Raw genomic sequence first — 21,867 nt, forward strand, 5'->3', positions numbered from 1 at the left:
ATGGCTGTCTTCGGATCGCCAACAAGAGAACAACATGAGCCAGACATCCTTCGCTATTCAGCAGGCCGCCGTGATCGGCGCCGGCACCATGGGCCGCGGCATCGTCATGTGCCTGGCCAACGCCGGCGTGTCAGTGCAGTGGGTCGATAACAATCCACAGATGCTCGAGCAGGCGCTGGCCACCGTGGCCGATACCTACGCGCACAACGTGCGACAGGGACGGATCGATCAGGCCGAGGCCGATGCCCGGATCGCCCGTGTCAGTGCGGCGGCGGACTATGTGGCGATCCGCAATGTCGACCTGGTGATCGAAGCGGTGTACGAGAATCTTGAGCTCAAGCAGAAGATCTTTCGTGAGCTCGATGGCGTGCTGAAGCCCGAGGCGCTGCTGGCGAGCAATACTTCGGCGCTGGACATCGACGCCATTGCCGCCGCGACACGACGCCCGACTCAAGTGCTGGGCCTGCATTTTTTCAGCCCGGCGCACATCATGAAGTTGCTGGAAATCGTCCGTGGCGCGCAGACCTCACCGGCCGTGCTTGAGGCTGCGCTTGAGTTGGGCAAGCGCATGGGCAAAGTCAGTGTGGTGTCGGGCAACTGCCACGGTTTTATCGGCAACCGCATGCTGCATCCGTATGTGCTCGAAGCACGCAAGATGTTGCTTGAAGGGGCGTATCCACATCAGGTCGATGCGGCGTTGCAGAGCTTCGGTTTTGCCATGGGGCCGTTTCGCATGTACGACGTGGTCGGCATCGACCTCGAGTGGCGTGCTCGCGAGCTGGCTGGCAAGGGGCAGGACGCACCGGAGGTCCAGGTGGATAACCGCTTGTGCGAACTGGGCCGCTTCGGTCAGAAGTCCGGCAATGGTTATTACCACTACGAGCCGGGTAGCCGTCAGGCCGAGCACGATCCCGAGGTCGATGCGCTGGTGTTGAACGTCAGCGAAGGGTTGGGGTTTCATCGGCGGGATATCGGCTCGGAGGAGATTCTCGAGCGGTGCCTGCTGGCGTTGGTCAACGAGGGCGCGAAGATCCTGCAAGAAGGGATTGCCGAGTCGGCACATGACATCGATCAGGTCTATCTGAATGGCTACGGTTTCCCGGCGGAGCGGGGCGGTCCGATGGCCTGGGCGGACGATCAGGGGCTGGCCGACATTCACAAACGATTGCTGGCGCTGGAGACCCGGCAAGGCGATCACTGGCGACCGGCGCAATTGATCGGCGAGTTGGCGGCGCGAGGCAAGGGTTTTTACCTTTAGACTGGGCAGATCACTCCAGGAATCGACACTGATGTCCAACCCGATGCCTCAACGCAGCGATTACCCGCATTTCCAGCCGATCACCACGCGCTGGCATGACAACGACGCCTACGGCCACGTCAACAACGTCACCTATTACAGCTTCTTCGACACGGCGGTGAACACCTACCTGATCCAGGTCGGAGGTCTGGATATCCATGACGGCGAGGTGGTGGGGTTTGTGGTGAGTTCGTCCTGCGACTATTTCGCGTCGATCGCTTTTCCGGATCGAATCGAGATTGGTCTGCGGGTCGGCAAGCTGGGCAATAGTTCGGTGCAATACGAACTGGCGGTGTTCAAGGCCGGAGAGGATGAGGCCTGTGCCGCCGGGCGTTTCGTGCATGTATTCGTCGACCGGGCATCCAATCAGCCGGTGTCGATTCCGGCCCCATTGCGCGATGCGCTGGAACGCCTGACGGTATGACGGGCAAAAAAAATCGCAGCCCGGGGGAGCTGCGATCTGGGTGTATCGGCTAACGAGGCCTGGCCTCAGTCGCGATAGTAGCGGTGGTGCTTGCGATGGCCATAGGCATGACCACGACCTGGGTGACGGTCACGGTAGTAGCGACGATCATCATGGCGACGATCGTAATGACGATCATCGTCATCGCTCTTGTTGCCCATGTAGTTGCCCAGTGCGCCACCCGCGCCGCCGCCGGCTGCTGCGCCGATCAGGCTGCCGGTGGTGCCGCCCATGCTGCGGCCTACCACGTTGCCGCCGGCTGCGCCCAGCGCACCGCCGATGGCCGCTTCGCCACGGCTGCGCTTGTCGGCGCCGACCGCACTACCACCCGCGCCGCCCAGGGCCGCGCCAATGGTTGAACCTGTACTGCCGCCTAAGGATTGACCGACGACCGAGCCAAGAACCCCGCCCAATGCGCCGCCCACACCTGCTTCGGTGGTGCCTCCGGCAGAAGCGAAGCCACTGACCAGGCCAAGGGACAACAAGAGAATCGAGGAGAACTTCATAGAGGAGCCTCAAAGGGATGACGGCGCGATCCTGAGGCTCTGGAATGGGCGTGACAATCGAAATCCGACGAATAGCACGACCTGTATACAATTCTGCAACTTACTGATTTTTGGGCGGAACTTAACGGTTTTTCGCCGGTCTTTAGCTACTTCGGACAGGCCGCTTTGATCACAAGGCGGCCTTTTTTGTGGGCGTTTGAAAAGTGTCTGCGAGATGTATCGAGTCTGATTTTCGGACGCGGAGCGTCCTTGGCTGCGCTCCCACGCAGAGCGTGGGAGCAATCAGATCAGGCCGATTTGGCCATGATCAGTCCCGTTTCGCTCGCCGCTTCCAGGCGAATGGCAATGAACTTCGACGTCGGCGTATGGCTGCCATCGCCGGTGCTTTCCAGCGGCACCAACGGGTTCACCTCAGGGTAATAAGCCGCCGCCTGTCCCGCCGGAATATCGAACGCCAGCAGCGTGAAGCCCTTCACCCGACGTTCACGGCCGTCGTCCCACAGCGACACGATGTCAGCCTTTTGCCCCGGCTTGAAGCCCAGACGAATGATGTCCGCCTCGTTGGCGAACAGCACATCACGTTGCCCCTTCACCCCGCGATAACGATCGTCGAGACCATAAATCGTGGTGTTGTACTGATCGTGGGAGCGCATCGATTGCAGGATCAGGTCCGGCAGTTTGCCGGTGGCGCGAGTGCGCTCGTGGATCAGGTCCTTGGGCAGCATGTTCGGCTTGAAGTTGGCCCGGCCGGACGTGGTGTTCCACTTGCGCGCGCCGGCGCTGTTGCCGAGGTAGAAACCGCCCGGGTTCTTGACCTTCTCGTTGAAGTCCTTGAAGCCCGGAATGGTGTCGGCGATCAGTTCGCGGATGCGCCGGTAGTCGGCCACCAGCCAGTTCCAGTCCACCGGTTTGCTGCCCAGGGTCGCGGCGGCGATGCCGGCGATGATCGACGGCTCCGAGCGCATCTGGTTCGACAGCGGCTGCAACTGTCCGTTGGAGGCGTGCACCATGCTGAACGAGTCTTCCACGGTGACGGCTTGCGGGCCCTCGGTCTGGATATCGATGTCGGTACGGCCCAGGCACGGCAGGATCAACGCATCCTTGCCGTGAGCCAGGTGGCTGCGGTTGAGCTTGGTGCTGATTTGTACGGTCAGGTCACAGTTGCTCAGGGCCTGGAAGGTGCGCGGGCTGTCCGGCGTAGCCTGAGCGAAGTTGCCGCCCAGACCGATGAACACCTTGGCGCGACCTTCGGCCATCGCGTGAATCGCTTCGACCACGTTGTGCCCGTTGTGACGGGGCACCTTGAACTGGAAGCGGCGCTCCAGGGAATCGAGGAACGCCACCGGCGGACGCTCGTTGATGCCCATGGTGCGGTCGCCCTGCACGTTACTGTGGCCGCGCACCGGGCACAGACCGGCGCCGGGTTTGCCGATGTTGCCGCGCAGCAGCATCAGGTTGGCGATTTCCTGGATGGTCGGCACCGAGTGACGATGCTGGGTGATGCCCATCGCCCAGCACATGATCACGTTCTTGCCTTTGGTGTACATGCGCGCCGCTTGCTCGATTTCCACCAGGGTCAGGCCGGACTGCGCGACGATCTGCTCCCACGGCGTGTCATCGACGACACCGAGGTACTCGAGCACGTTGACGCTGTGTTCATTGAGGAAGTCGTGATCGAACACTGCTGGCGCACCGGCCTTCTGCGCATCCCGCTCCCATTGCAGCAGGAATTTGGCCATGCCGCGCAGTACCGCCATGTCGCCACCCAGCGCCGGGCGGAAATACGCGGTGTTGGTCGGCTTGTCGCCGTTGGTGAGCATTTCGATCGGATGCTGCGGATGCTGGAAGCGTTCCAGGCCGCGTTCTTTCAGCGGATTGATGCACACCACCTGAGCGCCACGTTTCACCGCTTCACGCAGGGGTTCGAGCATGCGCGGGTGGTTGGTGCCGGGGTTCTGGCCCCAGACGAAAATCGCATCGGCGTGTTCGAAATCATCGAAGGTCACGGTGCCTTTGCCGACGCCGACACTCTGCGCGAGCGCAACACCACTGGCCTCGTGACACATGTTCGAGCAGTCGGGGAAGTTGTTGGTGCCGAAGGCGCGCACGAACAATTGATACAGGTACGCCGCTTCGTTGCTGGCGCGGCCCGAGGTGTAGAACTCGGCCTGATCCGGACTCGACAGCGCTTGCAGGTGTTTGCCGATCAGCGCGTAGGCATCGTCCCAGCTGATCGGCTTGTAGCGATCGGTTTCGGCGTCATATACAACTGGCTCGGTCAGGCGACCCTGATACTCGAGCCAATAGTCGCTCTGTTCCAGCAACGCGGTGACGCTGTGCTTGGCGAAGAATTTGCCGTCCACCCGACGCTTGGTCGCTTCCCAGTTCACCGCTTTGGCGCCGTTCTCGCAGAACTTGACCATGCCGCTTTCCGGCGAGTCGCCCCAGGCGCAACCCGGGCAGTCGAAGCCGCCGTTCTGGTTGGTCTTGAGCATCATGCGCAGGTTCTTCAGCGCGTTGTCGCTGGTCAACCAGGCCTGGGCCACGCTGATCAGTGCGCCCCAGCCGCCGGCTGCGCCCTTGTAAGGCTTGTAACGCGGGACAGGTTTCTGGTCGGCTTGATGGTGTTGGCTCACGGGTGTTTCTCCATTTCTGGGCTATACACCCGCGGCGCATTTTTCTGCGGCAGGTGGATGAGATTGAGGTTGTGGCGTCGGGCCCATTGCACGGCGAGGCCGGTGGGCGCGGACAGGCTGACCAGGGTTTGAATCCCGGCCCGCAAAACTTTCTGGATCAATTCGAGGCTGCAACGGCTGGTGACAATCGCCAGGCCGCCGGTTGTGGATATCTTTTGCCGGATCAGGCCGCCGATCAGCTTGTCGAGGGCGTTGTGCCGGCCGATGTCTTCGCGACCCAGCAGCAATTCACCGCTGGCGTTCATGAACACCGCCGCATGCACCGCACCGCAGTGCTGGCCCAGCGGCTGGAACGCGCCGATGCGCTGACGCAGACCGTCGAGCCATTCGATGGGCGGCAAAGGGGCGCCGGGCAAAACCTTGAGATCAGGCAGCGCCTGCTCCACCGCTTCGACACCACATAACCCGCAGCCGCTGGTGCCGGCCAGTTGCCGACGCTGCTGTTTGAGGTTCCAGAAGGCGCGGTTGGCGATGGTCACTTGCGCGTATTGCGCCGAGCCCGAGCCGGTCAGTTGCAGGTCGTAAATGTCCGAGGCGTCTTCGATGATGCCGCTGCCGAGGCTGAAACCGACGATGAAGTCTTCAAGGTCGGTCGGGGTGACCAGCATCACAGCCTGGCTGATGCCGTTATAGGCAATCGCCAACGCGACTTCTTCGGCCAGCGCGGTGCTGGCCGATTCCGCGAGGGGGAGATCGCTGTAGCTGTAGGTCTGACTGGCGGCAGGCGCGGGCGTTTCGAGAGCAGGCGCCGCGCAGGCCGGGCGCTTGGCGTTCATGGCATCACCGACGGATTGATCAACGTTAAGACTAGGCGCGGCAAGTTGTCGCGTCTAATCGCTAGTGTCGATCCTTCGATAGATGCCGTCGATCAAGCGTCCGTTGGTGATTTTTGATAGAGCGCGAAACAGGCCTCGGCCAACGCCGAGCGCGGGGCGCCGCGACGCATGATCAGGCCCAGTCGGGCGAGGGTCTGAGCGTTTTCGATGGGTTGCAGGCGCAGGTTATCCGTGAGGTTTTCCAGGCCGCCATCCAGTGGCATCACCGCGCAGCACAGGCCGCCGTGCACCGCTTGCAACAATTGGTGAACGGCGTCGGTTTGCAGCAAGGGTAGTGGGGTCAGGCCACGACTGTGGAAGTTATGGTCGATGGACTGGCGAAAGTGCATGCCGCTTGTGAGCATGCCCAGGGGCAGTTCGATCAGTGATTCCCAACTCAGCGGCGCTTCGCCAAAGCTGAAGAACCGCTGGTCGTAGAGCAGACCCATCTGCGTTTCACTGAAGGCCAGGGATTCGAAACGCTCGCCGTCGAGGCGATCCAGGTAGGACACACCAATGTCGATGCGGTTGTTCGCCAGTTGCTCCAGAACCTGTTCCGAACTCAGCGAGGACAGTTCGAAGCGCAGGTTCGGGTGTTGCGCATGAAGGCGTTGCATCAACGGCAGCGCATCGAAACTCGACAACGGCACCACGCCCAGCCGCAGGGTGCCGATCAGGTTGCCGCGACAGGCCGCCGCTTCCGCCTGTAAGCCGTCGTAGGCCGCCAGCACGGTGCGCGCCCAGGCCAGCACCCGTTCGCCCGGCGCGGTGAAACCTTCGAAGCGCTGGCCACGGTTGACCAGTGGCAGGTCGAGTTCTTCCTCGAGGCTGCGCAGGCGCATCGACAAGGTCGGCTGGGTGATGTGGCAGCGGGCAGCGGCCTGGCCGAAATGGCGGGTTTCGTCGAGGGCGATGAGGAATTTCAGCTGCTTGATGTCCATCTTCGCTCCGGGGCGCTGGCAAGGGTGGGCGATTCTACCGCTTGCGCGGGGGCAGGGTCATTGGTCGGGCCGGAACCGGGTTTGTCCGGCGTGGTCTAGGCTTGGGCGTCTGGAACTTAAATCAAGGAGTGTGCGCTATGAGTCTTTTGAGCTTTGTGAAAGAGGCCGGTGAGAAGTTGCTAGACCTGTTGACCCCCGGCAACGCCAATGCCAGCGAGCAATTGAAGGAGCACATCAGCAAGGTCGGGCTGGGTAACCCGAATGTCCAGGCGACCGTGGACGGTGACAAGGTGACGGTGACCGGTGAAGTGGCGAGCCAGGAAGAGAAAGAGAAGATTCTTCTGGCAGTGGGCAACATTGCCGGTGTCGGCAGCGTCGATGACCAGATCACCGTGACCGGGCCGGTGGTGGCGGCGGCGCGTTTTGTGGTCGTGAAGAAGGGCGACACCCTCAGCGCGATTTCCCTGGCGGTGTATGGCAACGCCAACCAGTACAACAAAATCTTCGAGGCCAACAAGCCACTGCTGTCACACCCGGACAAGATTTATCCGGGGCAGACGCTGCGTATTCCCGAGTAACAACACGCCTGCGGGAGCAGCCGCTGGCGGCTCCTGCAGTCTTCGGATCCCGGCAATCAGAGCCCGGCAATCAAATCCCGATAATCCTCGACCGCCGCAAACTCCCCGGTGTCCTTGGGCCCTTTGCGGCTGTCCGGCTCTTTCACGGCCAACAGATGCGCCACGCCGAAATTCCGCGCACTGCGCAGGATTGGCAAGGTATCGTCGATGAACAGGCTGCGTGCCGGGTCAAAACCGATGTCGGCCTGCAGGGCGTCCCAGAATTGCGGGTTCTCCTTGGGGAAACCGTAATCGTGGGAGCTGATCAGCCGTTCGAAGTACGGCGCCAGTTCGATTCGTTCCAGTTTCAGCGACAGTGAATCGCGGTGCGCGTTGGTGATCATCACCACGCGTTTGCCGGCTCGCTTGATCGCCTCCAGAAAGGTGTCGGCGTCCGGGCGCAGGGCGATCAGGTGGGCGGTTTCCAGTTTCAGTTCACGCACCGACAGCTTCAGTTCCGCGCTCCAGAAGTCCAGGCAGTACCACTGCAACTGACCGGCATGGCGCTCGAACAGCGGCTGCAATTCCATTTGCGCCATGGCCCGGCTCACGCCATGCAGTTCGGCGTAGCGCTGCGGCAGGTGTTCCAGCCAGAAGTGGTTGTCGAAGTGCAGGTCGAGCAACGTGCCGTCCATGTCCAGCAGAACGGTATCGATGTCGGACCAGGGTAATGAAGGCATGGCAACGTCTCGAGCGGTAGAAGGATATCCGACGCAAACAATCGGAAAAGCCGCGTTATAGTAGCGCGTTCACGCCAAGGAGCTTTGCATGCGCCAGAAACCCACCGTACTCGCCCGCGAGATCGTCGCCACCAGCCGGCTGTTCTGCGTCGAAGAGCTGAAGCTGCGTTTCTCCAACGGCGTGGAACGCACCTACGAGCGGCTGGTCGGCAAGGGCGCCGGCTACGGCGCGGTCATGATCGTGGCGATGCTCGATGCCGAGCACGCGGTGCTGGTCGAGGAGTATTGCGGCGGTACCGACGAGTACGAACTGTCGCTGCCCAAAGGCCTGATCGAACCCGGCGAGGATGTGCTGGCCGCCGCCGAGCGCGAGCTCAAGGAAGAAGCCGGTTACGGCGCGCGACAACTGGAGCATCTGACCGAGCTGTCGTTGTCCCCCGGTTACATGAGCCAGAAGATCCAGGTGGTGTTGGCCACTGACCTGTACGAAGAACGCCTCGAAGGCGATGAACCCGAGCCTATGCGTGTGGACAAGGTCAACCTGCGGGAGCTGTCGACGCTGGCGCAGAATCCGAATTTCAGTGAAGGGCGCGCCCTGGCGGCGTTGTACCTGACCCGCGACCTGCTGACCCAGCGCGGATTTTTCAGTCATGAGTGAGATATCGATGAATTTTCCCCATCCGTTGATGGCGCCGGTGGTCGAGCTGGCCCTGCGAGCCGGTGAGGCGATCCTGCCTTTCTGGCGTGCCGGTGTGGCGGTTACCGCCAAGTCCGATGATTCGCCGGTGACGGCGGCGGACATGGCCGCTCACCACGTGATCGTGGCCGGCCTGACGGCGCTCGATCCGAGCATTCCGGTGCTGTCCGAAGAGGACGCCAACATCCCGCAGAGCGTTCGCGCGGGCTGGCAGCGCTGGTGGCTGGTGGATCCTTTGGATGGCACCAAGGAGTTCATCAGCGGCAGCGAAGAATTCACCGTCAATATCGCGCTGATCGAGAATGGTCGGGTGGTGTTCGGTGTGGTGTCGATGCCGACCAACGGTCGCTTCTACGTCGGCGGAGCGGGGCTCGGTGCCTGGCGCGGTGATACGGGCGGTACGCCGATGGCGATTCAGGTTCGTGATGTGCCCGGTCCTGGCGAAGCCTTCACCGTGGTCGCCAGCCGCCGTCATTCGAGTCCGGAGCAGGAGCGTTTGTTGGCGGGATTGAGTGCCAGCCTTGGCGAGTTGCAACTGGCCAATATCGGCAGTTCGCTGAAATTCTGTCTGGTGGCCGAAGGTGCGGCGGATTGTTATCCGCGACTGGCGCCGACTTCGCAGTGGGACACGGCGGCGGCGCAGGGCGTTCTGGAAGGCGCCGGCGGCGAGGTTCTGGATTTGAACGGTGATGCTTTCTGTTATCCACCAAGGGAATCGTTGCGCAACGAGTACTTTCTGGCACTGCCGGCGAAAGCGGCGTGGCGTTCGAAGTTGCTGGAACTGGCCCGTTCATAGGTGCGCTTCCAGACCAGGGAGTGCTCAGCCCTCAGCGGTGCAGCACGTACTGCCCGCTGAAGGTCACTGCCTCTTCATCGCTCCCGGCGTTGACGACCCGCGTCTGCAACGTCAGTCGCGCCCGCCCGTAACGCTGATACATTGCCAGAAACTTCTTCCACACCGCAGGGCTCGGTGACGGGCAGATCGCGATGGCATCGCCGGTGACAGGCAGTGGATAACTGATCTGTCCTTCCTGAATCACGATGTGCCCGTCTTCGACGCCTTCCTCTTTCAAACGCAAGTGCAGCCAGCCCCAGCCGGCCAGCACCGCGCCGCAATACAGGCTGCCGCCGAACATGGTGCTCTTGTGATTGACGTTGGCGTCCAGTGGCAGGTGCAGGCGCAATTGCTGTTCCTGCCAGTCGAGCACCTTGAGGCCCATGTCCCGGGTCAGCGGGATGTCGTGGTGAAGGACCGATTCCAGATAATGACTGTCGTGCTTCATGCCCGGGCCTCTTGCGGCAGAAAAGTGAATTGAGCGTGTTTCATTCGGATTCGTCGGAATGGCCGCCGCTGCCTGCGAAATTCAGCCCGTGCTTGCGCAGTTTGTCGTGCAGGGTCTTGCGCGGAATGCCCAGAGCTTCAGCGAGGCTGCGCACGGAACCGTGAGAGCGGGCCAGTTCGGCGGCGATCAGGGACTTCTCGAAGTTTTCCACTTGCTCGCTGAGCCCTCCCGCCGTGATTTCGACGGTCGTGCCGGGGCTGCCATCGGGCTGCGTGTTGTCCAGTGCCAGCTCCAGACCGAGGGCAAAACGCTCCGCCGCGTTCTGCAATTCCCGCACGTTGCCCGGCCAGGAATGGCGCAACAGCAACGCCCGTTGTGCCGGTTGCAGTTCATGCGGCGGCAGACCGTGGCGGGCGCTGGCTTCGTCGGCGTAATGCTGGAACAGCATCAACGCGTCTTCGCCCCGTTCACGCAGTGGCGGAATGCGCAGCGGCGCCACGTTGAGGCGGTAATACAGGTCGGCACGGAAACGTCCCTGATCGGCGGCCTGGCGCAGGTCTTCCTTGGTGGCGGCGATGACGCGGATGTCCAGCGGGATCAACTGATTGCCGCCCAGCCGTTCGACCACGCGCTCCTGCAGCATGCGTAGCAGTTTGACCTGCACATCCATGCTCATGCTCTCGATTTCATCGAGGAACAGCGTGCCGCCATTGGCGAATTCGAACTTGCCGATCCGACGCTTTTGCGCGCCGGTGAACGCGCCGGGTTCATGGCCGAACAGTTCGCTTTCGACCACCGACTCGGCCAGCGCCCCGGCGTTGATTGCCACGAACGGGCCGTTACGCCGGCTCGACAGATCGTGCAGGGCGCGGGCGACGACTTCCTTGCCGGCGCCGGTCTCACCGAGGATCAACACGTCGGCCTTGGTCGCCGCCAGTGCGCCGATCTGCTCGCGCAGGCGCGACATCGGCGCGGACTGACCGACCAGTCGCGCGCTGAGCTCGTTGCGATCACTCAGGGCCATGCGCAGGCTGCGGTTGTCCAGCACCAGACGGCGCAGGGCCAAGGCGCGGCGCACGCTGTCGAGCAGGGCGTCGCTGGCGAAGGGTTTTTCCAGAAAGTCATAAGCACCGGCGCGCATGGCCTGCACGGCCAGTGGCACGTCGCCGTGGCCGGTGATCAGCAGCACCGGCAACTCCGGATCCTGAGCGTGCAGTTCGCTCAGCAGCTCCAGGCCATCCATGCCGGGCATGCGGATGTCGCTGACCACGACGCCCGGCCAGTCGCGTTCCAGTTGCGCGGCCAGGCCCTTGGCTTCGGACAGCGGAAGAATTTTCAGGCCGGCCAGATCCAGGGTCTGGCCTAAGGCCTGACGCAGGTGCGGATCGTCGTCGATCAGCACCACCTGAATGCGGTTGTCGATGGTCATGCGCTTCGATCCTCGGACGGTTGCAGGCTGACCCCGGGTGCGCCGGCGCGCAGCCGCAGGGTAATCAAGGCGCCACCTTGCTTGTGGTTGGCGAACGACAGTTCACCGCCGAAGGCGCGCATCAGGGTTTCGCAAATGGCCAACCCCAGACCGAGACCCTGAGTGCGGGTCTTGGTCGTGTAAAACGGTTCGCTGGCACGGCCCAGTGCTTCCATGCAAAAACCCGGGCCATTGTCGCGAATGTACAGATTGACGCCGTCGTCGGTGGATTCGGCACTCAGCCACAATTTGCGCGGCGGGCCTTTTTCGGTCAGGGCGTCGAGGGCGTTGGCCAGCAGGTTACCCAGCACCTGACGCAGACGGGTTTCCCCGGCTTCGACCCACAATGTGGCGGCGGGCAGGTCGCGGATCAGCTCGACATCCATGCTGCGGCGACGTTTGGCCAGCAAGGCGAGTGCGTCGTCCAGCGCCGGTTGCAGGGCGACGCTTTCCGGGGCGTGGCGGTCGCGACGGGCGAAGGCGCGCAGGTGGGCGATGATCGAGGCCATGCGCCCGGTCAGCTCGCTGATCAGTTTGAGATTGCCTCGGGCGTCTTCGGTGCGCTCGTGGTCGAGCAGCACTTCGGCGTTTTCGGCGTAGCTGCGGATCGCCGCCAGCGGCTGGTTGAGTTCGTGGCTGATGCTGGCCGACATCGTCCCCAGCGCCGACAGTTTGCCGGCCTGCACCAGATCATCCTGGGCGCGCACCAGTTCCTGCTGGGCCTGTTCGCGCTCCAGCACTTCCTGTTTCAGCCGGCGGTTCAGGCCTTCGAGATCGCTGGTGCGTTCGGCAACCCGACCCTCAAGCTCCCGCCGGGCCTTGGCTTCGAAGGCGATCCGTTCCAGGTAATGACGACGACGCTGCATCATCAGGCCCAGCAACAGCATCACCACCAGCAAGGTGGCGCCGCCGATCGCCACCACTGTGCGCACCGGTCGGTCGATCAGCGTGCGCGGGGCGAGGATGCTGACGCTCCAGCCGGTTTCCGCGATCTCCTGGGTCTGCGGCAGCCATGCGGTCGGGCTCAGGTTCAGGGGGCGTGGCTCGCGGGTCGGGTAGGGCTGGATGGCGGTGATCGCCGCACGCTCGGCATTGCTCAGGGTGCGGGTTGCGCGAAAACGCCATTCCGGGCGCGAGGTGAGGATGACCACGCCGTTGTGGTCGGTCACCAGCAGTTGTTCCGGGGTTTTGCCCCACAGGCTTTCGGTGTGGTCGAGGTCAACCTTGATCACCAGTACACCGATGATTTTTTCGCCGTTGCGCACTGCTGCGGCGAAGAAATAGCCGCGCTTGGCGGAAGTGGTGCCCAGACCGAAGAAGCGCCCGAGGCGGCCGGCCATGGCTTCGCTGAAGTACGGCCGGAAAGAAAAATTGCGCCCGACGAAACTGTCGTGCTTGTCCCAGTTCGACGCCGCGAGCGTCTGGCCGCTGGTGTCCATCAGGTACATGACTTCGGCGCCGGTCTGCGCGGCGATGTTTTTCAACAGGCGGTTGGCGTTGCCCTGGGTTACGCCGTCGTCCGGGGCCCCGAGTACCGCGCGCAGGGCCGGCAGGTCGCCGAGGATTTGCGGCAGCACTTCGTAGCGATGCAGCGTGCCCAGCAGGTTGGCGACGTAGAGGTCGAGGGTCTGACGGTTCTGGCCGGCCAGTTCGCTGCGGTAATAGCGCTCGGCCAGATGTTCCAGCGGCCACAGCAGCGGTGCCAGGCACAGGGCCAGCAGGGCAAGACTGCGCCAGCGGGGGCGGCGGGGAAGGGTCGGAGTCATGAGCATCGAGCGCCTGTGGGTACAGGCGCATTATGCCTAGGCTTGCAGGCGCAGTCTGCGCACCCGTGGCCGGGTGTGCAGCAGCGCTGAAGATTCACACAGGACTTCAGGAAAAAACGTCGGCGTCCTTGAGGAAGGCGCCTGCCTGATCCTTGGCCGACAGTTTTGGCGCTTCGTCCAGCTGCCAGTCGATGCCCAGGTCCGGGTCGTCCCAGCGAATGCTCCGCTCGGAAGACGGGTTGTAGTAGTTGGTGGTCTTGTAGAGGAATTCGGCGAACTCGCTCAGCACCACGAAACCGTGGGCGAAACCTTCCGGTACCCACAGTTGACGGTGGTTGTCGGCGGACAGGCGCACAGCGACCCACTTGCCGAAGTTCGGCGAGCTGCGGCGGATATCGACCGCGACGTCGAGCACTTCACCCACGGTGACGCGAACCAGTTTGCCCTGGGTATTTTCCAGCTGATAGTGCAGGCCGCGCAGCACGCCTTTCTGCGAGCGGGAGTGGTTGTCCTGGACAAATTGCGTGTCGAGGCCGGTCGCTTCCTGGAAAGCCTTGGCGTTGAAGCTTTCGTAAAAGAACCCGCGCTCGTCACCGAACACCTTGGGTTCGATGATCAGGACACCAGGCAGGTCGGTGGTGATTACATTCATGAGGATTTTCCAGTGGCAGGTGTGAATGGCCGACATTCTTGCGCAAAGTGCCGGTGGGTGCGAGAGCGGTTTGCAAATCGGTCTGCATCGCGGCGCACAAGGAGACAGATGGCAGGGGGTTGCTTATCGCCTGAAGCAGTGGCGATATAAGCGCCTAATAAAATTTCAGGGGTCGTTCCATGTCGTTCGCCACGTTGATTCACCGCGCCAGTTTGCCCAGCCCTCAGGTTTCGCTGGAGCAGGCCCGGCATCTGCTGGCGCAGCATTACGGCTTGAACGGCACGTTACTGGCTCTGGGCAGTCAGCAGGATCTCAATTACCGGGTCGACAGCGAGCGTGGGCGGTTCGTGCTGAAGATCTGCCGGGGCGACTATTCGCTGGTGGAGTTGCAGGCTCAGCATGCGGGCCTGAAATATCTGGCTGAACACAGCGATGTCCACGTTCCCCGGGTCATCCCGGCCAGTAACGGCGCAGACCTGCTGACCCTGGACGTAGGTGGAGAATCGGTGCATGTGCGGCTGCTCGATTACATCGAAGGTCAGCCGCTGACGGCTCTCGATCATCTTGGTCATGAAGTTGTCGCCGGGTTCGGCCGACTCTGCGGTGAAATGGATCTGGCCCTGGCCGGTTTCGACCATCCGGGACTCGAGCGCACGTTGCAATGGGACGCGCGCCACGCCAGCGCTCTCATCGAACATCTGTTGCCGGTGATCGATGACGAACGCCAGCGCGTGCTGATCGCCGCGGCTGCCGAACAGGCCAGGCTTCGTTTGCAGCCGTTGCTGGAAAAGCTGCCGGTGCAGGCGATCCACATGGACATCACCGATGACAACGTCGTCTGGCAGCGTGACGCCCGACGGCACTGGCAGTTGCAGGGCGTGATCGATTTCGGCGATCTGGTGCGCACCTGGCGCATTACCGATCTGTCGGTCACTTGCGCCGCGTTGCTGCATCATGCCGCAGGCGACCCGTTCGTGATCCTGCCGGCCGTGCAGGCCTATCACGCGGTCAATCCGCTGCAACACGAAGAGCTTCTGGCGCTGTGGCCGCTGATCGTGGCGCGGGCGGCGGTGCTGGTGCTCAGTGGCGAGCAACAGGTCAGCATCGATCCGGGCAATGCTTACAGCCGCGACAACCTGACCCATGAATGGGAAATCTTCCGGGTCGCCACGTCGGTGCCGCTGGCACTGATGGAGGCGGCAATTCTTACGGCAGTCGGCCAGACATTGCCGGCCATCGACAGTGAAGGTTTTGCGCCGTTGTTGCCCGATCTGGTCGGGCGCGAGTTCGCGTTGATCGATCTGGGTGTGTTGAGCGCGCACTTCGAGGCGGGCAACTGGGAGCAGTCTGGCATCGATCAGCGTCTGTTGAGCGAGGCCGCCGCCATCCACGGTCTGGCGGCCAGTCGATACGGGCAATACCGGTTGTCGCGCACCCGGCCTGACAGCGCCGATGAGCCAGAGACATTCCCGCTGCACGTCGAATTGCACGTGCCCCAGGGTTCGACGGTGGAAGCGCCGTTTGCTGGCGTACTTCACCTGTCGGCCGAGGGCGCGCTGCGACTCGACGGCCCGCAACTGAGTCTGCGTCTGTGGGGCGTGAAACCTTCGTTGCACGGCGGCGCAGCGCTGGTCAAAGGTCAGGTACTCGGTTCGGTGGACGGTCCGTTGATCGTGCAATTGACTCGCGGCGTGCAGCTTGACGCGCCGCTGTTCTGTACTCCATCGCGCGCGTTGGCGTGGCAGGCGTTGTCCCCATCACCGGCCGCGCTGCTGGGCCTGGCTTGCGACGCCGAACCCGAGCTGGACGCAGCTACCCTGCTGGCGCGCCGCGACGCCAGTTTCGCCCGCACCCAGAAACACTATTACGTCGACCCGCCTCGCATCGAGCGCGGCTGGCGCAATCATCTGATCGACATGCAGGGCCGCTCCTACCTCGACATGCTCAACAACGTCGCGGTGCTCGGGCACGGTCATCCGCGCATGGCGGCGGTCGCGAGCCGGCAGTGGTCGCTGCTCAACACCAACTCGCGGTTCAACTATGCGGCGGTCGCCGAGTTCTCCGAACGCTTGCTGAAACTGGCGCCGGAGGGCATGGATCGGGTGTTCCTGGTCAACAGCGGCAGCGAGGCCAACGATCTGGCGATCCGCCTGGCGTGGGCTGCCAGCGGTGGGCGCGACATGATCAGCGTGCTGGAGGCCTACCACGGCTGGACGGTCGGCGCGGATGCGGTCTCGACCTCGATCGCCGATAACCCGCAGGCCCTGAGCAGCCGCCCGGACTGGGTGCATGCGGTGACCGCGCCGAACACCTATCGCGGCGAGTTTCGCGGCCCGGATTCGGCACCGGATTACGTGCGCAGCGTCGAACATCATCTGGCGAAGATCGATGAGCAGAAACGCCAACTGGCCGGGTTCATCTGCGAGCCGGTCTACGGCAACGCGGGCGGGATCTCGCTGCCGCCGGGTTACCTGAAAAAGGTCTATGAAATGGTGCGCGCCCGGGGCGGCGTGTGCATCGCCGATGAGGTGCAGGTCGGTTACGGGCGCATGGGCCACTTTTTCTGGGGCTTCGAAGAGCAAGGCGTAGTGCCGGACATCATCACCATGGCCAAAGGCATGGGCAACGGCCAGCCGTTGGGCGCTGTGATCACCCGCCGGGAAATCGCCGAGGCGCTGGAAGCCGAGGGCTATTTCTTCTCGTCCGCCGGCGGCAGTCCGGTGAGCTGTCAGATCGGCATGGCGGTGCTCGACGTCATGGAAGAAGAAAAGCTCTGGGAAAACGCCCAGGTGGTCGGCGCTCACTTCAAGGCCCGGCTGGAGGCGTTGATCGATCAATATCCGTTGGTCGGCGCGGTGCACGGTTCCGGGTTCTATCTGGGGGTCGAGCTGATCCGCAATCGGCAAACACTGGAACCGGCGACCGAAGAAACCACGCTGCTATGTGATCGCCTGCGGGAACTGGGGATTTTCATGCAGCCGACCGGCGATTACCTGAACGTCCTGAAGATCAAACCGCCGATGGTCACCTCGCGTCAGAGCGTGGATTTCTTCGTCGACATGCTGGCGAAGGTGCTGGAAGAAGGGCTCTGAGGCGATCCGGAACCGGCAAATGCCGATTTGTATCGGTATTTATCGGGTTAAATTGAGATTGTTTTTTCTTTATGGCTTCTAAAGCCGATATTTATCGTTTATAAAGTCGCCATAGTCCGTCGTCCAACCCTGTACGGCGTGTTGAAAAAACCTCGACGGTTCCCTGGAGTCTGATCGACATGACCACATTGAAAAGCACACCACGCGCCGATGGCTTCTACATGCCGGCCGAATGGGCACCGCAAACCCAGACCTGGATGATCTGGCCTGAGCGTCCGGACAACTGGCGCCTGGGCGGCAAGCCAGCGCAGGCCGCTCACGCCGCCGTGGCCAAGGCTATTGCGCGTTTCGAACCGGTAACTGTCGCGGTGTCCGCCGGCCAGTACGAAAACGCCCGTGCTCGTCTCGACGTGCCGAATATCCGCGTGGTCGAGATGTCCAGCGATGACGCCTGGGTCCGCGACAGTGGTCCGACCTTCGTGATCAACAACAGCGGCGAAGTGCGCGGTGTGAACTGGGACTTCAACGCCTGGGGCGGTTTTGATGGCGGCCTGTATTCGCCGTGGAACCGCGACTCCCAGGTCGGCGGCAAGATCCTCGAAATCGAACGCAGCCCGCGCTACCGCACCGAAGGCTTCGTGCTCGAAGGCGGTTCGATCCACGTCGACGGCGAAGGCACCCTGATCACCACCGAAGAATGCCTGCTCAACCGCAATCGCAACCCGCACCTGGGTCGCGAAGAGATCGAAGCGGTGCTCAGCGAAAACCTGTCGGTGGACAAGATCATCTGGCTGCCGGATGGCCTGTTCAACGACGAAACCGACGGCCATGTGGATAACTTCTGCTGCTACGTGCGTCCGGGCGAAGTGCTGCTGGCGTGGACCGACGATCCGCAGGATCCGAACTACCCGCGCTGTCAGGCCGCGATGAAAGTGCTGGAAAGCAGCACCGACGCCAAGGGCCGCCCGTTCACGGTGCACAAGATGCCGATTCCGGGGCCGCTGTTTGCCACTGAAGAAGAGTGCGCGGGCGTGGACCCGGTGGACGGCACTCAGGAGCGCAATCCGAGTGTGCGCCTGGCCGGTTCCTACGTGAACTTCTTGATCGTCAACGGCGGCATCATCGCGCCGAGCTTCGACGATCCGATGGACGCCCCGGCCCGCGAAATCCTGCAGAACCTGTTCCCGCAACACGAAGTGGTGATGGTGCCGGGTCGCGAACTGTTACTGGGCGGCGGCAACATTCACTGCCTTACCCAACAGCAACCCGCGCCGCACAAAGAGTGAGTGCGGATGTAACAGCTTGAGTTGATTGGAAAATCGACCGGGCGGTCACTTGTTGCCCACGTTTGAAGAGAAACCCGCAGCCCGTCAGGACTGCGGGTTTCTTTATGTCCGCCGGTCGACAATTTCAGGACATTGGCATAGCTCTTGTATCACTCATGACGCACTAGGGAGGGGGGAGAACTTCAACAGTTCTGTCATAAACCTTGGATAACGTAGCCGCTCATGAACGGGGAGAGAGCGCTGAAATGAACGCCGAAGTGAACGTAATCAGCGAGCGGACGTTGCATCCCATGGCTGTAAATAGTGAGTCGCTCCAGATTGTCGCGCACTGGTTGAAGTCCAATGGAACGCGTCAGATCAGGGAACCTGATCCGCGCCGGATGATGATCGAGCGTTACCCCGCTGGCCTGTTCAGCGAGGCCGAACTGGACGCATTGTGGGATGTGATGGAAGGATAAGAAGAACAGACAAGGATTGTAAAAAGCGCTGCCGGGATGGCAGCGCTTTTTTTATGGGCGCGAATCAGAAGCTGTAGGTGCCGGTGACCACCAGGCTGCGCGGTGCGCCCGGCTGGATCTGGAACGCGCTGGTGGCCGACGAGTAATACTCGCGGTCGGTGATGTTGTTCAGGGCACCACGCAGGTCCCAATCCTTGTGGCGGTAGCCGACCAGCGCGTCCCAGCGGCCGTAGCCCGGCAGCACGGTGGTGTTGGCGTTGTCGGCATAACGCTGGCCGACCAGGGTCAGGCCGGTTTCGGCGTACCAGCCCATTTCCGGTTTCCAGGTCAGGAACAGGCTGCCGTTGCGCTTGGCCACGTTGTTCACGCGTTTGCCTTCCAGGCCGTTGTTGTCCTTCTCGATGGTTGCGTCCTGCACACCGACGCCGCCGCGCACGTACCAGTTGCCGACGATCTTGCCGGTACCGGTCAGCTCGATCCCGCGCGAGCGTTGCAGGCCGCTGAGCACGGTCAGGGTCGGATCGTTCGGATCGGTGGTGCGACGGTTGTAGAGTTCCAGCTCATAGACGGCGAGGGTGGTGCTCAGGCGATCGTCGAGCCAGTCGCTCTTCACGCCGATCTCTTTCTGCTTGGTCAGCTCCGGGCTCAGGTTGTTGGTATTGCCGGCCGCGCCCGGAGTGATGCCGATCAGACCGCCGCCCACCGGCGAGAAGGTCTTGGTCCACGAGGCGTAGAACGAGTGATTCTGCAGCGGCGTCCAGACCACGCCGAAACGCGGGCTGGTGCTGTGGCTGTCACGGTCTTCGGAGATGTTGCGCAGCTTGTTGGTCGACTCGATGTCGAAGGTGTCGTAGCGCAGACCGGCCAGCAATTGCCATTGATCGTTCAGGCGCAGCTGATCCTGAACATAGACCGCGCGGCTTTCGACTTCGGTGTGGCTGCTGCTCGACACCTGCATGCGTCCGGTGTGGCGCAGGTCGCGGTTGGGGTTGTACAGATCCAGCGCCGGCACGGCGGAACTGCCGCGCCCGGAAGTGGCCGCGTTGTAAAGCGTCGGGTCGCGGCGCTGGCTGCCGGTTTCGAGGCCGGTCAGCAGGCGGTGCTCGAGGCCGAAGGTTTCGAATCCGCCTTCCAGTTCAACGTTGTTGAACACGTTGCGGGTGGTCAGGTCCTGCTGCCAGTGCTGGCGCGTGACCTTCTTGGTCGCCGGGGTGTAGCCGGTGAGGTAGGTGTTGTCGAAATCGCTGTCGAGCTTGAACACACCGAGCGTATGGCGCAGTTGCCAGTTGTCGTTGATTTCATAGGCCAGCTTCGAACGCAGGGACTGCGTCTTGTCGTCGATGAAATCGTGATCGTTGCCGTAGGTCGTGTCCCGGCCGACATCTGCCGGGCGCCCATTGACGCCGGGAATGCCGCGATCCGGTGTGCGGTTGTAGCGGCTGTATTCGTATTGCACCAGCCAGTTCAGGTCAGGGGTGAGCTGCCAGCTCATCGACGGTGCGAACAATTGGCGATTGCCGCTGACGCCGTCGCGGAAGCTGTTTTCGTCCATGTTGCCCATGTTCAGGCGCAGGCTGATGTTGTCGCTCGGGTCGGTGCTGAGGTCGGCGTACAGGCTGCGCAGGTCTTCGCTGCCACCCTGAGCCTCGATGGTCGAACGGCGACCGGCCTCGGGAGCCTTGCTCACGCGGTTGACGATCCCGCCCTGGCTGCCACGGCCGTACAGCACAGCGGCGGGCCCCTTGAGTACTTCAACGCGCTCGATGTTGTGCAGGTCGCGCTTGTACTGGCTGTCGTCGCGGATGCCGTCCAGATAGAAGTCGTTGCTGGCGTCGAAGCCGCGGATGCGCAGGCTGTCGAAGCGCGTGTCGCCGCCGCTGCTGACGTTGGGCATACCGCTCAACGCGTCGCCCAGGTCATTGGTGCCGTAGTTGGCGAAGTTGGCGGTCTTGACCGAGTCGATCGCCTGCGGCACGTAACGCACAGGGGTTGAGGTGCGGGTCGCAGTGTTGCTGACCTTTACACGCGGGTCGTCGGCCTGGCTTTCGGCGCTGATTGAGGTGGCGGGCAGTTCGGTCGCGGAGTAAGCGAAACCGGAGGACAAAAAGGCAGAAAGCCCAAGCGTGACGGGCGTGAGACGGAACGGGGCAGGCATTGAAAAGCGCATCCGAAAGGGTGGAAGAATTCGAGCGCGCGAATGGTAATGCTTTGCATTTACTTCCGTTAATTAATCCTGAAAGGTTCCGTGGATTGATTGTGTCAATTTATTTCAGGTTTATGTCGGATCGGACAAAGTCCGCATTTGACCGATTGCCGAAACAGACTGAAAGCCATTCCGGCGTTTTTCCGCAACGATCGAGGGACTAATGTGCCGACATCATTTTTCCCACCTTCTGAGCGGAGCTTTCCGATGACTCTTCATTACATCTACGACCCGCTGTGCGGCTGGTGCTATGGCGCCAAACCACTGGTGCAAGCCGCGCAGCAAGTGCTGCCGGTGATCGCCCACGCTGGCGGCATGATGACCGGCGCCAACCGCCAGAACGTTTCACCGCAACTGCGCAATTACGTGATGCCTCACGACCGGCGCATCGCCGAATACACCGGCCAGCCGTTCGGTGAAGCTTATTTCGAAGGCCTGTTGCGTGATCACACGGCGGTGTTTGATTCGGCACCACCGATTGCCGCTGTGATGGCCGCCGAAAAAATCGACGGCCGTGGCCTGGAACTGCTTGGTCGTTTGCAGACTGCGCACTATGTCGAAGGACGGCGAATTGCCGACGAAAGTGTGCTTGTGGAATGTGCAGTGGAGTTGGGCTACAACGCCGATATTTTCTTGAACACCGTGCAGTCCGTTGACACCGAACAACACATAAAGAGCAGCCGCGCACTGCTGGCGAAACTCGGTGGACAGGGGTTTCCGACCTTCGCACTGGAACAAAACGGCCAGTTCACACTGGTTGATATCGGCCCATGGCTCGGCAAACCCGAAGCCTTCGCCCAATGGTTGAGCGAGTCGTTTAAGCCTGCACCACGGACTGAAAGCCTGCCGGTCTGTGGCCTTGATGGTTGCGTATAATCCAGCATCAAAATCCCTAATTGCGGGCCATTCCGTGCACGAAGCCATCGCAAAATTTACTTTTTTTAGAC

19 protein-coding genes are annotated in these 21,867 nt (G+C 62.1%); 9 read left to right on the forward strand and 10 right to left on the reverse strand.

From position 1 onward, the window contains the following. Window positions 1–34: 34 nt before the first annotated feature. Window positions 35–1,258 carry a 3-hydroxyacyl-CoA dehydrogenase gene (locus KJY40_RS02355; RefSeq protein WP_230734745.1) on the forward strand — a complete coding sequence of 408 codons (1,224 nt, stop codon included), beginning with the start codon at window positions 35–37 and terminating at the stop codon, window positions 1,256–1,258. Between the two features lie 31 nt (window positions 1,259–1,289). Continuing rightward, window positions 1,290–1,721 (forward strand): acyl-CoA thioesterase, encoded by a 432-nt coding sequence (locus tag KJY40_RS02360; protein WP_230734747.1) that lies wholly within the window; start codon window positions 1,290–1,292, stop codon window positions 1,719–1,721. A gap of 65 nt (window positions 1,722–1,786) precedes the next feature. Here the strand turns inward: KJY40_RS02360 and KJY40_RS02365 are convergent, their stop codons facing one another. The 4 genes from KJY40_RS02365 to KJY40_RS02380 form a co-directional block, all read right to left on the reverse strand. Then, window positions 1,787–2,266, reverse strand: coding sequence for a YMGG-like glycine zipper-containing protein (locus KJY40_RS02365; RefSeq protein ID WP_011331978.1), 480 nt, complete (start codon window positions 2,264–2,266; stop codon window positions 1,787–1,789). A gap of 287 nt (window positions 2,267–2,553) precedes the next feature. Next, window positions 2,554–4,902: an FdhF/YdeP family oxidoreductase gene (locus KJY40_RS02370; RefSeq protein ID WP_230734749.1), complete on the reverse strand. Its 2,349-nt coding sequence runs from the start codon at window positions 4,900–4,902 to the stop codon at window positions 2,554–2,556. Further along, complete coding sequence (gene fdhD / locus KJY40_RS02375) at window positions 4,899–5,738, reverse strand: formate dehydrogenase accessory sulfurtransferase FdhD (RefSeq protein WP_230734751.1); 840 nt, start codon at window positions 5,736–5,738, stop codon at window positions 4,899–4,901. The genes KJY40_RS02370 and fdhD overlap by 4 nt, the downstream gene beginning before the upstream one ends. A 92-nt stretch (window positions 5,739–5,830) precedes the next feature. Further along, window positions 5,831–6,718 carry a LysR family transcriptional regulator gene (locus KJY40_RS02380; RefSeq protein ID WP_230734753.1) on the reverse strand — a complete coding sequence of 296 codons (888 nt, stop codon included), beginning with the start codon at window positions 6,716–6,718 and terminating at the stop codon, window positions 5,831–5,833. 137 nt (window positions 6,719–6,855) lie between these two features. Between KJY40_RS02380 and lysM the strand changes: the two genes are divergently transcribed. Then, window positions 6,856–7,296 carry a peptidoglycan-binding protein LysM gene (gene lysM / locus KJY40_RS02385; protein ID WP_039764611.1) on the forward strand — a complete coding sequence of 147 codons (441 nt, stop codon included), beginning with the start codon at window positions 6,856–6,858 and terminating at the stop codon, window positions 7,294–7,296. Between the two features lie 56 nt (window positions 7,297–7,352). On the opposite strand, the gene yrfG is transcribed toward lysM, so the two are convergent. Then, window positions 7,353–8,015 carry a GMP/IMP nucleotidase gene (gene yrfG, locus KJY40_RS02390; protein WP_230734755.1) on the reverse strand — a complete coding sequence of 221 codons (663 nt, stop codon included), beginning with the start codon at window positions 8,013–8,015 and terminating at the stop codon, window positions 7,353–7,355. 88 nt (window positions 8,016–8,103) lie between these two features. Between yrfG and nudE the strand changes: the two genes are divergently transcribed. Further along, window positions 8,104–8,673, forward strand: coding sequence for an ADP compounds hydrolase NudE (nudE, locus tag KJY40_RS02395; RefSeq protein ID WP_230734757.1), 570 nt, complete (start codon window positions 8,104–8,106; stop codon window positions 8,671–8,673). 1 nt (window position 8,674) lies between these two features. Further along, complete coding sequence (gene cysQ / locus KJY40_RS02400; RefSeq protein WP_230737648.1) at window positions 8,675–9,508, forward strand: 3'(2'),5'-bisphosphate nucleotidase CysQ; 834 nt, start codon at window positions 8,675–8,677, stop codon at window positions 9,506–9,508. Between the two features lie 31 nt (window positions 9,509–9,539). On the opposite strand, the gene KJY40_RS02405 is transcribed toward cysQ, so the two are convergent. The 4 genes from KJY40_RS02405 to rfbC all read right to left on the reverse strand — a co-directional run bounded on the left by KJY40_RS02405 (window position 9,540) and on the right by rfbC (window position 13,881). Continuing rightward, complete coding sequence (locus KJY40_RS02405) at window positions 9,540–9,995, reverse strand: thioesterase domain-containing protein (RefSeq protein ID WP_230734759.1); 456 nt, start codon at window positions 9,993–9,995, stop codon at window positions 9,540–9,542. Between the two features lie 40 nt (window positions 9,996–10,035). Then, the gene (locus KJY40_RS02410; RefSeq protein ID WP_007952638.1) at window positions 10,036–11,424 is read right to left on the reverse strand and encodes a sigma-54-dependent transcriptional regulator; all 1,389 of its coding nucleotides are present in this window, start codon (window positions 11,422–11,424) and stop codon (window positions 10,036–10,038) included. Further along, window positions 11,421–13,229 carry a sensor histidine kinase gene (locus KJY40_RS02415; RefSeq protein ID WP_230734761.1) on the reverse strand — a complete coding sequence of 603 codons (1,809 nt, stop codon included), beginning with the start codon at window positions 13,227–13,229 and terminating at the stop codon, window positions 11,421–11,423. The genes KJY40_RS02410 and KJY40_RS02415 overlap by 4 nt, the downstream gene beginning before the upstream one ends. 106 nt (window positions 13,230–13,335) lie before the next feature. After that, window positions 13,336–13,881 (reverse strand): dTDP-4-dehydrorhamnose 3,5-epimerase, encoded by a 546-nt coding sequence (gene rfbC / locus KJY40_RS02420; protein WP_230734763.1) that lies wholly within the window; start codon window positions 13,879–13,881, stop codon window positions 13,336–13,338. 179 nt (window positions 13,882–14,060) lie between these two features. Here rfbC and KJY40_RS02425 point away from each other — a divergent pair, with 179 nt between their 5' ends. From KJY40_RS02425 to KJY40_RS02435, 3 genes are all read left to right on the forward strand, one after another. Further along, a complete protein-coding gene (locus tag KJY40_RS02425; RefSeq protein ID WP_230734766.1) occupies window positions 14,061–16,973 on the forward strand; it encodes an aminotransferase in 2,913 nt (970 codons plus the stop codon). 179 nt (window positions 16,974–17,152) lie between these two features. Beyond that, window positions 17,153–18,259: an agmatine deiminase gene (aguA, locus tag KJY40_RS02430; protein WP_007952634.1), complete on the forward strand. Its 1,107-nt coding sequence runs from the start codon at window positions 17,153–17,155 to the stop codon at window positions 18,257–18,259. Between the two features lie 245 nt (window positions 18,260–18,504). After that, on the forward strand, window positions 18,505–18,717 hold the full coding sequence (locus KJY40_RS02435) for a hypothetical protein (RefSeq protein ID WP_065257771.1): 213 nt from the start codon (window positions 18,505–18,507) through the stop codon (window positions 18,715–18,717). Window positions 18,718–18,781: 64 nt separating this feature from the next. Here KJY40_RS02435 and KJY40_RS02440 read toward each other — a convergent pair whose 3' ends face one another. Further along, on the reverse strand, window positions 18,782–20,872 hold the full coding sequence (locus KJY40_RS02440) for a TonB-dependent receptor (protein ID WP_230734768.1): 2,091 nt from the start codon (window positions 20,870–20,872) through the stop codon (window positions 18,782–18,784). 255 nt (window positions 20,873–21,127) lie between these two features. Between KJY40_RS02440 and KJY40_RS02445 the strand changes: the two genes are divergently transcribed. Next, entirely contained in the window at window positions 21,128–21,796 is a 669-nt protein-coding gene (locus KJY40_RS02445; protein ID WP_230734770.1) for a DsbA family protein, read from the forward strand. Window positions 21,797–21,867 lie beyond the last annotated feature (71 nt).

It is taken from the genome of Pseudomonas fitomaticsae, assembly GCF_021018765.1.
Taxonomy (GTDB): domain Bacteria; phylum Pseudomonadota; class Gammaproteobacteria; order Pseudomonadales; family Pseudomonadaceae; genus Aquipseudomonas; species Aquipseudomonas fitomaticsae.

Coding starts and splice junctions, on each gene's coding strand:
- KJY40_RS02355 (WP_230734745.1), top strand. CDS start 35: ATGAGCCAGACATCCTTCGCTATTCAGCAGGCCGCCGTGATCGGCGCC.
- KJY40_RS02360 (WP_230734747.1), top strand. CDS start 1,290: ATGTCCAACCCGATGCCTCAACGCAGCGATTACCCGCATTTCCAGCCG.
- KJY40_RS02365 (WP_011331978.1), bottom strand. CDS start 2,266: ATGAAGTTCTCCTCGATTCTCTTGTTGTCCCTTGGCCTGGTCAGTGGC.
- fdhD (WP_230734751.1), bottom strand. CDS start 5,738: ATGAACGCCAAGCGCCCGGCCTGCGCGGCGCCTGCTCTCGAAACGCCC.
- KJY40_RS02380 (WP_230734753.1), bottom strand. CDS start 6,718: ATGGACATCAAGCAGCTGAAATTCCTCATCGCCCTCGACGAAACCCGC.
- lysM (WP_039764611.1), top strand. CDS start 6,856: ATGAGTCTTTTGAGCTTTGTGAAAGAGGCCGGTGAGAAGTTGCTAGAC.
- yrfG (WP_230734755.1), bottom strand. CDS start 8,015: ATGCCTTCATTACCCTGGTCCGACATCGATACCGTTCTGCTGGACATG.
- nudE (WP_230734757.1), top strand. CDS start 8,104: ATGCGCCAGAAACCCACCGTACTCGCCCGCGAGATCGTCGCCACCAGC.
- KJY40_RS02405 (WP_230734759.1), bottom strand. CDS start 9,995: ATGAAGCACGACAGTCATTATCTGGAATCGGTCCTTCACCACGACATC.
- KJY40_RS02410 (WP_007952638.1), bottom strand. CDS start 11,424: ATGACCATCGACAACCGCATTCAGGTGGTGCTGATCGACGACGATCCG.
- KJY40_RS02415 (WP_230734761.1), bottom strand. CDS start 13,229: ATGACTCCGACCCTTCCCCGCCGCCCCCGCTGGCGCAGTCTTGCCCTG.
- rfbC (WP_230734763.1), bottom strand. CDS start 13,881: ATGAATGTAATCACCACCGACCTGCCTGGTGTCCTGATCATCGAACCC.
- KJY40_RS02425 (WP_230734766.1), top strand. CDS start 14,061: ATGTCGTTCGCCACGTTGATTCACCGCGCCAGTTTGCCCAGCCCTCAG.
- aguA (WP_007952634.1), top strand. CDS start 17,153: ATGACCACATTGAAAAGCACACCACGCGCCGATGGCTTCTACATGCCG.
- KJY40_RS02435 (WP_065257771.1), top strand. CDS start 18,505: ATGAACGCCGAAGTGAACGTAATCAGCGAGCGGACGTTGCATCCCATG.
- KJY40_RS02440 (WP_230734768.1), bottom strand. CDS start 20,872: ATGCCTGCCCCGTTCCGTCTCACGCCCGTCACGCTTGGGCTTTCTGCC.
- KJY40_RS02445 (WP_230734770.1), top strand. CDS start 21,128: ATGACTCTTCATTACATCTACGACCCGCTGTGCGGCTGGTGCTATGGC.